Consider the following 9,976-nt stretch of genomic DNA (forward strand, 5'->3'; position numbering starts at 1 on the left):
CAGATCAATAACAATGGCAGAAAGCGCCCATACGGGCGCTCTCCAACTTCAAAATCCGATCGCGGGGTGGAGCAGCCCGGTAGCTCGTCAGGCTCATAACCTGAAGGTCGTAGGTTCAAATCCTACCCCCGCAACCAAAACTATCAACGGCTTAGCGCACAAACGCTGAGCCGTTTTTGCGTGCAGGGCTACCGCCGGGCTACCGAAAAAGAACTCTATATTTCAAGCGACGACGTAAAATGGCTCAAACTTTAACTTATATGTCATGCTAAACGGGCTGCTTCGGTATAAATTCTGTTTAAAGGGGCGGAACAGTTTCCACGGTGAACAAAAACATCCATCAATCAAACTGCGATAGCGCTCATTTGCTTCGATAAGAGTCATGTATTTTTAGCAAACCTATATTTTTATAGACTGCAGAGTAATGATTATAGGTTTCGTCTTTCCCATGAACGCATTTGTACCACTCCAACATTCCGCGCAATCGGGTCTGGTTTTCGTCTGCCCATTGGATGTCTCGTGATGCTCTAAAAAAGGCCGCTCGATATTTCTTTCTAGAAGTTCCGGGGATTCTGGGAGTATCGCCATGAGTCAAAAGCCCCAAGGTAATTCTAGGCAGTAGGCGCGGATAATATTTTGTCTTACCCAAATTTACTTCAAAGCCATTTTGTTCGATGATCTGAATGACATAGTTAGCAAGTTTTGGATGATTGAAGTTTTTCTCTTTGTGTAAAAATACGTCATCGCTATATCTTAAGTATCCGAGTTCCCAAGAGCTGCTCAATAACGCCAATTGTTTGTCGAACTTTCGCATAATGAGATTGGAAATTGTTGGGCTGGTGGGAGCCCCTTGAGCCAAGCAGTCGCCTTTGATGCACAGACGAGATAAAATATAAGCAACACTGTCGTTAAAGCCGAAGCTTTTAAACAGCCCTATTACTCGTTTTTCCGTAATAGATGGAAAAAAGTCTTTGATATCCATCTTTAATATGGCTCGTCCACCGCAAAGTTGTTGAGTGGCCGTCAATATTGATCGGCCTCCAACATATGAGTGAACACAGTCATGTATAAAATATTCCGAGAGAATTTTTTTATGAATTACTCGCTGAACCCCTTTCAATTCGCTGAAAGGAATATCAATCGTTCGAAACTTAGTTGGGTCTGAGTTTTTTGGAATCTCTATCGATGTATAGTAAGTCTCAGGTGATTCCACTAAATAAAAAATATGCTGCGGTGCAAAGCCAAGAAATGAAGATATTTCCTCCAAATCTGTGCACTCCACCGCAGCATTCATATCCTACTTCTCATCTGTTTTGATTCATCCTAATCAATTGAAAAGAAAAAATTTTCTTTACCATTGATTAGGATGAAGGCTTCTACGTACTTTGCGTGCACATAGCGATTACACTATGTCTCCCGAAGGAAATGCTAGGATGCCGACAGTTTGCTACATATCCACGCTTGTGGTCAAGCAACAGCTAGTATTTTTGCGCGAGCTAAACTGATGGCAGTAGTGCTGAACGGCTCTAACAGACTGTCTGAGTATCCGTTGACAGCATGGTATCTACCTGAAGACACGGCTTCGATTTTTTTATCAACAAAAAGTCCGTGTAGACTGGCTCGCAGTTGATTCGGTGCAAGACCGGTTAGTAATAGGAGTTCCGAATAGTTTGGTCGATCTCCCACTATCATTGAAATCAACGTTATTGCCTTTTCGTAAGTAGATTTCACATCCTTAATATAGTCCTCGTAAGGGGCACTCTTTGACTTCTTTCCGTAAGAAATTCGAGTTTGATATAGATAATCGTTTCCCAAAATGTGGTGCGCATATTTATAAAATGTAAGCGGAAACAGAACCCTAGAGAGCATCTCCGCCTTATTCTGAGGTTCATAGTAAATTACGCTGTTCGGGTTGTTGCGCGATAATAGGCTTAATGGCCCACGGGCTACGTAGCTCTCAGCTCTATAGAACACACTGGACACCAAAACAAACAATCGTCCTCTGATTTCAGGAAGTTGTGTAAAAGTTCCTAGTTCTGCTAGTGACCCTGGGGATTCCAAGATGAGCAATGTAAAATCTACATCATGAGCAAAACGCGCCTCTAGTGTCTGTAAGTCTGTAGACTGCTTTTTGTATGAATACTCTGCCTCGATTTCTTCGCCGTATACGACCTTAACCTTTTTTATAGATTCCAAACTTTTCCGCGCGAGATTTCTAAGATCAATCTGATTAGAACCATAGCCCGGACCACACACAAAGACTTTTGAATTCGCAGAAAGAGATTGGTTTTTCAATAAATTTGGTTGTATCAGCATACTATTACCTTAGAAGTATTATGAGCTCGCTTCAAACTGATCTTATTATTATAGAAGGTGTTTCTCTCATAAATTGTCCAAAATGGCCATTAATTTGCGTTGGCGATCATGTCAGCCATTTCAACAAACCAACCGCGAAATTCATCAGTGCTGTCGCACTGAGAAACTCTATCAGCCGTCATAGTGAGGCCGAAGCCATGCCGACGGATGCCTGCCAATGGTTTTATGAATGCAAGGGCTGCGGCCTTCTCCTGAAACCCAAGGCCGGGGATTGCTGTGTCTATTGTTCCTATGGAACGGTTCCCTGTCCGCCCATACAACAGGGCAGCAGCTGTTGCCGTGCCGATTAGCGAGCTTTTATATTGCCCGTGAAGGCTGGTGTGGCCGCAAGGCTCAGTCAGCAGGGAGCGACGGTAATCATAGGTCCGCCAAGGCACCTCGCGGCGGATCACGTCTGCCGTCTTACCACGGATGTTCCTCTCCGTTCCATTTCAGGAACCGGCCGTTATCGGTGCGGGTGAGGGCGGTGATGGAGCTGAACAGCCCGTTGGCGCTTTCCTCGGGCGATATGGTCGCGGATTTCCCGCCCATGTCCGTCTGCACCCAGCCGGGATGATACAGGCAGACGATAAAACCGTCCGCTTGCAGGTCCGAGGCGAGTATCTGCATCACCTTGTTCACGGCGGCCTTGGAGGAGCTATAGGCGTAGCTGCCACTACCTTTCCGGCTCAATGCCCCCATCTGGCTTGAAATGGTGATGATCTTGGGCTGAGTGGACAACCGTAAATTCCCGATGACCGCCTGCACCATGCGCAAAGGGGCGAGGGTATTGACCTGAAGCGCCTCCTCCCAGGCGTCAAAATCCATATCAAGCGCGGTTTGATGATCGCCGCCCTTGACCCCGGCGTTATTCAGCAGCACATCGACTTTCCGGCCGTTGATCTGCCACGCAAAATGCTCGGCGGAGCCGCTGTCCGTCACATCAAGCGCGAACAGCTCAATCCTGTCCGCCTGCTCACGCGCCAGCTTCTGCAACGCCGTTGCCTGATCTGGCGCACGGCAACAGGCAAGCACCCGCCAAACCCCCGACGCCAGAAACCTCTCCACCAGCGCCAGCCCGATCCCCCGGTTGGCGCCGGTGATGATGACTGTCTGTAAATCCGTATTCATATCCTACTCCTTGGTCTGAACAGGCATCTCGCGCGCGGCCTGTTCCGGTTTGTTTAATCCTGCCATTTGCCCTCGAACACCAGGTCCTCCAGTGGCAGGCGCTTGTTCCAGCCTTTTACCTCCAGTTCCGGGCGGGTGTAGAGGTCATCGACATAGCCGAGGCAGAGGTAGCCGACGATCTCGATCCGGTCGGGGATGCCGAGGAGGGTGCGGAGGTCGGCGTCGCGGAAGATGCTGACCCAGCCGAGGCCGACCCCCTCCGCCCGCGAAGCGAGCCAGAGGTTCTGGATGGCGCAGACCGTGCTGTAGACATCCATGTTCGCATTATGGGTGCGGCCGAGGACAACCTTGCCGCCGCGCTCGCGGTCGCAGGTCACGCAGATGTTGAGCGGGGCCTTGCGGATGCCCTCAAGCTTCAGCGAGCGGTAGGTTGATTGTCGCGCGCCAGAAAACATCCGGGTGGCCTCGTCATTCGCCGCCGCGAAGGCACGCCAGATGAGCTCCCGCTGCGCCGGGTCGCGGATGAGAATGAAGTTCCACGGTTGCATGAAGCCGACGGACGGGGCGTGATGGGCCGCCTCCAGCAGGCGCATCACAACCGCGTCCGGCAGCGGGTCGGTGAGAAACTGGTCGCGGACATCGCGGCGGGTATGGATGGCCTTGTAGACGGCGTCGCGTTCGGCGGCGGTGAAGGGCGCGGCGGCGGCCGGCAGGGCATGCGTGTTCATTGTTCGATCCCCAACAATAACAGATACGGCCCGCGCCGCTGTCCGGGCGGTTGGGGCTATGACGTCTGGCCGGTCTTCTGACTGAGGATCATCTGGTCCGGGCGCCTTCCCGGATTTCTCCAGTGGCATATCGCCCGGCCCATCCCCTTCACAGCGTTGGGCACGTTCCGGATTTTCACCGGATTCCCGATTGTCCCGCATTCGCGGGCACCAGACCGGCCCATTTGTACATGGATCAATTCTGATGACAAGGCGAAAGACGGGCGCGGGGGCCTGCATATGATTACGCAGACCAGATGCCCTCGCCGATATCGGTGCGGTCGGTGATTTTCCCATTGCGCACCGCAAGGACCGAACCGCGGGGCAGGGGCTGCCAGTCGTCGTCGGAAAGCGGGACACTCGCGAACATCATGGCGTTATGGCTTGCGCTGTCCGGTGATGTCACGTTCAGGCCGCTGGCATGGAGGTCCCGGCGGTCTATCCAATGCAGGGCCGGGGCGCGGCGGGGGCCGAAAATCCCGTTTTCATCGAAGCGCCGCAGGTCCGAATGCACAAAAAGGCAATCGCTGTCGCTATAGAGGAAGTTTGAGCTGCCAAGCTCCCGTATTTCCGCGGCGACGGCGGCGATCACTGCGAGGCGTCTCTCAACCGGCGGAATGCCCTCGCGCCAGAGCGGGGCGAGCTTGTCGAGCATATAGCAAAAGGCATGTTCGGAATCCGTCTCTCCCATGGGCTTGAACGGCATCCCCGCAAGCGGCAGGGCGGCGCGAAAATCGGCAAGATCGCCATTATGGGCAAAGACATGTGCCCGTCCGTAGGCCTCACGCTTGAACGGGTGGGTATCCTCATACACGGCCTCGCCGGTGGTGGCATAGCGGACATGGGCAATGATACAATGGCTTCGCGTCTGTTGTTCCGCAACGAACTTCACCCAGGGGCTGTCGAAGGCCGGTTTCGCCTCCTTGATCAGCAGGGTATCGGAGTTCTGCTGGAAGCTCATGCCCCAGCCGGACTTGTTCAGGTGACTGAGACCGCCGTGGCGAGAAAACTCGTTCAATGAATAATCGATTGCCACACGATGCGGACTGGACACCGCAAATAACTCGCACATATATGTTTTCCCGATTTATCGTCCCGTTCGCTCCCGCCAGCATAATGCAAGCCGGTTCGCGCGCAATCTGTTTTCCTGATTTCAGCCGTCGCCGCTCTATTCTTGCTTAAACGTGGGTGGAATGAGTATAGTGTCGGTTCAATTCACAGGCAGGGAGTTCCCCCCGCGGCACGCCCGCCCGGGGCGCAAGAATATATGCAGAAAACACCGGACATGACAACGCGCGGACTTGATATCCTGTCCGAACCCGCCCTGAACAAGGGGACGGCCTTCAGCGACGCGGAGCGGCATAAATACGGCCTGCTCGGCCTGCTGCCCCCACATATCGAGGATCTCGACCAACAGACGGGGCGCGCCTATGATGCGTTGCAGGCGAAGGATACCGATCTTGAGCGCCATATCTATCTGCGTGCACTTCAGGATACCAACGAGGTGCTGTTCTACAGTCTGGTAATTACCCATATCGAGGAGATCATGCCGCTGATCTACACCCCGGTGGTCGGCGAAGCCTGCGAGCGGTTCAGCGAGATTTATCGCCGTCCGCGCGGGCTGTTCATTTCCTATCCGCATCGCGACCGGATTGATGAAATGCTGGACAACGCGGTGAACGAGACGGTCGAGGCGATTGTCGTTACCGATGGCGAGCGGATTTTGGGGTTGGGCGATCAGGGCGCCGGCGGCATGGGCATCCCGATCGGCAAGCTCGCCCTCTATACGGCGGCGGGCGGGGTCGATCCGCGCATTACCCTGCCGATCATCCTCGATGTCGGCACCAACAACAAAACGCGTCTTGACGATCCGCTGTATATCGGCTGGCGCCATGAACGGATTTCCGGCGACGCCTATTTCGCGTTCGTTGATCAGTTCGTCCAGGCGGTCAAGCGCAAATGGCCGAACGTCCTGTTGCAGTTTGAGGATTTCGCCCAGGCCCATGCCGAACCGCTGCTGGAAAAATACCGCGATCAGCTGTGCAGCTATAACGATGATATCCAGGGCACTGCCGCGGTTACGGCGGGATCTCTGCTCGCCGCCTGCAAGCTGCTGGGCATGCCGCTCAGTAAACATCGCATCGCCTTTCTCGGTGCCGGGTCGGCCGGGGCCGGGATCGCGGAGCAGTTGATCGGGGTGATGATCGATGAGGGATTGAGCGAAGCGGAGGCCCGGGCGCGCATCTATATGGTCGATCGTTTCGGTCTGTTGCATGACAAGATGGACGGTCTGCTCGGGTTCCAGCAACGGCTGACGCAGGATCATGCGGTGGTGTCGGGCTGGGCCACCGCGACGGATGGCGGGATCAGCCTTCTAGATGTGATGAAGCATGGCAAGCCCGGTATTCTGATCGGGGTATCGGGTCAAAAGGGCCTGTTCAGCGAAGACATTATCCGCGAGATGGCGAAGAACACCGCGCGCCCGATCGTTTTCCCGCTGTCGAACCCGACCTCCCGGGCTGAGGCAGTGCCGGAGGATATCATCCGCTGGACCGAGGGTACGGCGCTTGTCGCCACCGGAAGCCCATTCGCACCAGTTACTTATAAGGGAAAGCTCCACCAGATCGCCCAAAGTAATAATACCTATATATTTCCCGGCATCGGCCTTGGTGTTCTTGCCGCTGGCGCCCGCCGGGTAACGGACAAGATGTTCATGGCGGCGGCCCGGGCGCTTGCCGATCTGTCGCCGGCGCTGAAAGATCCGCACGCCTCGCTGTTGCCGCCGGTGTCTGATATCCGCGCGGTGAGCAAGGCCATCGCCCTCGCGGTGGCGCGCCAAGCGCAAGCCGAGAATGTCGCCCCGCCCTCCAGCCCCGAGGAATTAGCGGCAAAAATCACCGCGCGGTTCTGGGAACCGGCTTATGCCGATATCCCGGACGCCTTCGATCAAAAACTTAAGGAAAACTTCCATGAGGTTTGACTACAAGGGATATGAACCGCTCGGGGATAAGAAAAACTCCGCCTTTTTCGAGGAATTTCGCCTGAAGATATTCGAGCGGCGCAAAAGCAGCGGCATTGAGGATCTTGTTGGCAATATGCGTGCCTTCGCAACCCAGGTCGAGCCCGGAAGCGGGATTGATACCATGGTTGAGATTTGCCACATGACCCCCTATCGCCACAAGGCGAGCTATCGGGGGGAGACCCATAAATACCATATCCTGCATAACCGGCCGGAATATCCAGCATTGCTGATCGTCGAGCCGCTGAGCACTGCATTTGAGGAATATATTACCCGCGTCAACCGGATGTACCCGCTGTCGCGGGCGACCCCGCATAGCCGCTACATCGGTGAAATCTTCGCGACCGAGGATATTAACGCGACCCGTGCCACGCTTGAGGATCAGGCGATCCGTTTTGAATATAAGGGCGATGTCGAAAATCCCTTTTATGCCGCCCACGGCTTTCTCTTCACCATGCCGTCCGACTTTACCGGTAACCGGATCGGCTATAGCAGCCTCGATTTCAACGATCCAGACAGCCTCGGGCTTGGGGAGAAGATCGAGCTGACGCCTGCTGAGAAAACCCGTTTGGACGACGCTGCGGCCTTTAGCGAGCAATCGGGCATCAGTTCGCTGCTGCTGGGCGTTGATCACATGGCGACCCGTATCCTTGCCGCCGACCGCGAGGATGCCATCCTCGAATTCCTGACCCAGGTCCCGTATTATTTCTGGGGGGCGTATAATATTCATGACATGAATTCCTCGACCAATGTCAACCGCAACGGCCGGATCGGCGATGATAAGCTGTCCCCGGCCAAGGTCTTCACAGCCAATAACACCCCGTCCTTCGTTAATTCATTCGAGGGCCGGCCGATGCCGACGGAAACCTTCGTGCGCAATTACGGTCGGCGGATGCATCATGTTGCGTTCGAAGTGAAGGATGGCGATCACAAGGCAGGGGTGAAAAACGTCGATTTTGTTGTCGAGGCGATGAAGGAAAAGGGCGTCGCGTTTCTCGCTCATGTCGTCGGCGAGTGCAAGGATGAGCCCAATCTCAAGCAGATCTTCTCGAAACATTCAAAGAACACGATCCTGATCACGGAATATATCGAGAGATGTCACGGCTTTGCGGGCTTTTTCACCAAGGATAATGTTGCCGCCCTGACCGAGGCGGCGGGACAGGACGAGCAGTATAAACATGGACAGGTTTTTGACTGAGTTCGGGCAATAACGGAGTATAGGACAGCATGGCACGAAATATTTTCTTTTTCATTTCGATCGGCGGCATTCTGTTGGTGACAGTGCTGCATTTCGTCTGGCCGCCGATCAGCTGGGCGCTTTTGTTTCTGGCGCCCTATATCACTCTCGGTCTCTATGACATGCATTTTTCAGAGCAGAATGTGCTCCGGAATTACCCGGTTATCGGCCATTTGCGCTATATGCTGGAGTTCATCAGCCCGGAAATCCAGCAATATTTTATCGAAACCAGCGAAAGCGGCCGACCCTATAACCGGCTACAGCGGAACCTTGTCTATGCGCGCGCGGCACATGGTCTTGAAACCCAGCCGTTCGGCACCCAATGGCATATTCTCGATGTCGGTTATCAGCGGGCCAGCCACTCTCTGGCACCGAAAAAAGTGACAGCGGATAAAACGCGGGTCATGGTTGGCGGCAAGGACTGCAAGCAGCCCTATTCGGCCTCCCGCCTCAATATCTCGGCGATGAGTTTCGGGGCCCTGAGCCCGACGGCCATTCACGCCCTCAATGCCGGCGCCCGGCGCGGCAACTTTGCCCATAACACCGGTGAGGGCGGTTTGAGCCCCTATCATCTGGCGGGCGGCGGCGACATTATCTGGCAAATCGGCACCGGCTATTTCGGCTGCCGGACAGCAGAGGGTAATTTTGATGCTGAAAAATTCAAAGTGAATGCCAATCGCGATGTTGTGAAAATGATTGAGATCAAGCTCAGTCAGGGCGCCAAGCCTGCCCATGGTGGCGTATTGCCCGCGGCCAAGGTCAATGAGGAGATCGCCGAGATCCGGGGCGTGCCGGTGGGCAAGTCGGTTATCTCGCCGCCCGCCCATACCGCCTTTTCAACACCTGAAGGCCTGCTTGAATTTGTCACCGAACTGCGGAACCTGACGAACGGCAAGCCGGTCGGCTTCAAGCTCTGTATCGGTCAGCGCAAGGAGTTTTTGGGCATTTGCAAGGCGATGCTGAAAACCGGGGTAACGCCGGACTTCATCACCGTCGACGGCGCTGAAGGCGGGACGGGGGCAGCACCGCCCGAGTTTTCAAACCGCCTTGGCGTGCCTATCGACGAGGGGCTTGTTTTTGTTCATAACTGTCTGGTCGGCACCGGTCTGCGCTCCCAAATCCGGGTGATCGCCAGTGCCAAGATTGTCACCGGGTTCGATATCATGGAGAAACTCGCCCTCGGCGCAGACATGTGCAATGTTGCCCGACCGATGATGTTCGCGCTCGGCTGCATCCAGTCGTTGCGCTGTAATACCAACAAATGCCCAACCGGCATCGCCACCCAGGACAAGACCCGGGCGAAGGCCATCGATGTCGAGGACCGGCAGGTCCGCGTCGCCAATTACCACGAGGCGACCCTGGAGAGCCTGTGCGAACCGGTTGGCGCCATCGGGCTGGAGGATCCGGAAGACCTGACGCCGCATCATATTTACCAGCGGATGGCGGATCAGAACGAACTCCCTTCCG

9 protein-coding genes, 1 tRNA gene and 1 riboswitch are annotated in these 9,976 nt (G+C 54.8%); of the genes, 5 read left to right on the plus strand and 5 right to left on the minus strand.

The annotated features are described in order from the left end of the window. Positions 1 to 60: 60 nt before the first annotated feature. A tRNA-Met gene (locus ACESNI_RS18070) sits at positions 61 to 137 on the plus strand. A gap of 224 nt (positions 138 to 361) precedes the next feature. Here ACESNI_RS18070 and ACESNI_RS18075 read toward each other — a convergent pair. Further along, positions 362 to 1,294, minus strand: coding sequence for a reverse transcriptase domain-containing protein (locus tag ACESNI_RS18075; protein ID WP_373089605.1), 933 nt, complete (start codon positions 1,292 to 1,294; stop codon positions 362 to 364). 173 nt (positions 1,295 to 1,467) lie between these two features. Further along, positions 1,468 to 2,316: a retron St85 family effector protein gene (locus ACESNI_RS18080; protein WP_373089607.1), complete on the minus strand. Its 849-nt coding sequence runs from the start codon at positions 2,314 to 2,316 to the stop codon at positions 1,468 to 1,470. 197 nt (positions 2,317 to 2,513) lie between these two features. Here ACESNI_RS18080 and ACESNI_RS18085 point away from each other — a divergent pair, with 197 nt between their 5' ends. Next, positions 2,514 to 2,666 (plus strand): GDCCVxC domain-containing (seleno)protein, encoded by a 153-nt coding sequence (locus tag ACESNI_RS18085; protein ID WP_373089623.1) that lies wholly within the window; start codon positions 2,514 to 2,516, stop codon positions 2,664 to 2,666. A 112-nt stretch (positions 2,667 to 2,778) separates the two neighbouring features. Here the strand turns inward: ACESNI_RS18085 and ACESNI_RS18090 are convergent, their stop codons facing one another. The 3 genes from ACESNI_RS18090 to ACESNI_RS18100 form a co-directional block, all read right to left on the minus strand. Further along, positions 2,779 to 3,486, minus strand: coding sequence for an SDR family oxidoreductase (locus tag ACESNI_RS18090; protein WP_373089609.1), 708 nt, complete (start codon positions 3,484 to 3,486; stop codon positions 2,779 to 2,781). Positions 3,487 to 3,539: 53 nt separating this feature from the next. Then, the gene (gene bluB / locus ACESNI_RS18095; RefSeq protein ID WP_373089612.1) at positions 3,540 to 4,214 is read right to left on the minus strand and encodes a 5,6-dimethylbenzimidazole synthase; all 675 of its coding nucleotides are present in this window, start codon (positions 4,212 to 4,214) and stop codon (positions 3,540 to 3,542) included. A gap of 49 nt (positions 4,215 to 4,263) precedes the next feature. Next, positions 4,264 to 4,444: riboswitch (cobalamin riboswitch) on the minus strand. 53 nt (positions 4,445 to 4,497) lie between these two features. After that, positions 4,498 to 5,325, minus strand: coding sequence for a class II glutamine amidotransferase (locus ACESNI_RS18100; RefSeq protein ID WP_373089614.1), 828 nt, complete (start codon positions 5,323 to 5,325; stop codon positions 4,498 to 4,500). A gap of 195 nt (positions 5,326 to 5,520) precedes the next feature. On the opposite strand from ACESNI_RS18100, the gene ACESNI_RS18105 reads away from it, so the two are divergent. The 3 genes from ACESNI_RS18105 to ACESNI_RS18115 form a co-directional block, all read left to right on the plus strand. Next, the gene (locus tag ACESNI_RS18105; protein WP_373089616.1) at positions 5,521 to 7,233 is read left to right on the plus strand and encodes an NAD-dependent malic enzyme; all 1,713 of its coding nucleotides are present in this window, start codon (positions 5,521 to 5,523) and stop codon (positions 7,231 to 7,233) included. Next, positions 7,223 to 8,470 carry a hypothetical protein gene (locus ACESNI_RS18110; protein ID WP_373089618.1) on the plus strand — a complete coding sequence of 416 codons (1,248 nt, stop codon included), beginning with the start codon at positions 7,223 to 7,225 and terminating at the stop codon, positions 8,468 to 8,470. Before ACESNI_RS18105 ends, ACESNI_RS18110 begins: the two co-directional genes overlap by 11 nt. Before the next feature lie 29 nt (positions 8,471 to 8,499). Continuing rightward, positions 8,500 to 9,976 (plus strand): FMN-binding glutamate synthase family protein (locus ACESNI_RS18115; RefSeq protein WP_373089620.1); only part of this gene is annotated, 1,477 nt, incomplete at its 3' end.

Origin of the sequence: Sneathiella sp. (genome assembly GCF_041689005.1) — a bacterium.
Classification (GTDB): Bacteria; Pseudomonadota; Alphaproteobacteria; order Sneathiellales; family Sneathiellaceae; genus Sneathiella.

Excerpts from the sequence above, each read along its gene's own strand:
- ACESNI_RS18075 (WP_373089605.1), bottom strand. The coding sequence starts at position 1,294 with ATGAATGCTGCGGTGGAGTGCACAGATTTGGAGGAAATATCTTCATTT.
- ACESNI_RS18080 (WP_373089607.1), bottom strand. The coding sequence starts at position 2,316 with ATGCTGATACAACCAAATTTATTGAAAAACCAATCTCTTTCTGCGAAT.
- ACESNI_RS18085 (WP_373089623.1), top strand. The coding sequence starts at position 2,514 with ATGCCGACGGATGCCTGCCAATGGTTTTATGAATGCAAGGGCTGCGGC.
- ACESNI_RS18090 (WP_373089609.1), bottom strand. The coding sequence starts at position 3,486 with ATGAATACGGATTTACAGACAGTCATCATCACCGGCGCCAACCGGGGG.
- bluB (WP_373089612.1), bottom strand. The coding sequence starts at position 4,214 with ATGAACACGCATGCCCTGCCGGCCGCCGCCGCGCCCTTCACCGCCGCC.
- ACESNI_RS18100 (WP_373089614.1), bottom strand. The coding sequence starts at position 5,325 with ATGTGCGAGTTATTTGCGGTGTCCAGTCCGCATCGTGTGGCAATCGAT.
- ACESNI_RS18105 (WP_373089616.1), top strand. The coding sequence starts at position 5,521 with ATGCAGAAAACACCGGACATGACAACGCGCGGACTTGATATCCTGTCC.
- ACESNI_RS18110 (WP_373089618.1), top strand. The coding sequence starts at position 7,223 with ATGAGGTTTGACTACAAGGGATATGAACCGCTCGGGGATAAGAAAAAC.